General features: G+C 43.5%; 1 protein-coding gene. It reads left to right on the plus strand.

The window, feature by feature from the left end; all coding sequences use genetic code 11:
• Positions 1-533 (plus strand): GGDEF domain-containing protein (locus R7Q11_RS28450; protein ID WP_225467262.1); only part of this gene is annotated, 533 nt, incomplete at its 5' end.
• Positions 534-558 lie beyond the last annotated feature (25 nt).

A 558-nucleotide genomic window follows, 5' to 3' on the forward strand; every position in this document is an offset into this window, starting at 1 on the left:
GAGAAAAAGAGCGTTTAGCCGAAATGCTTGATATTAAGACGGTTGAACTAAACCGCATGGCCGAGTTAGACCCTCTGACGCAATTGTTGAACCGTCGAGTGTTTAACGACAACTTGCTCAATCAAATTAATAGCGGCAAACCGTTCTCTTTGGTTGGTTTCGATATTGACCATTTCAAAGTGATTAATGATAAGTACGGTCATTTGGCGGGTGATGAAGCTTTACTTCATGTCACGAGATTGGTTAATGCCAACTTAAATGCGGGTGACCGATTCTATCGCGCAGGTGGAGATGAGTTTTGTATTCTTTCCACGGTGACGGACACAGAAGAGCTAGAAGCGTATCTTGAAAAATTACGCGGCATCGTGGCGAGCTCGTCATTTGACTATGAAGAGGCGTCTATAATTTGCACATTGAGTATTGGTGCGGTAGTTCATCACGACGAAGATCCGGAAAACTTGTACCACAAAATGGATGCTCAACTGTACTTAAGTAAGGAAAATGGCCGCAATACCGTGTCGATCGGTGATTAAATCAGCGCGCAAATTCGAGTTTTTC

This window comes from Vibrio sp. 970, assembly GCF_033339075.1.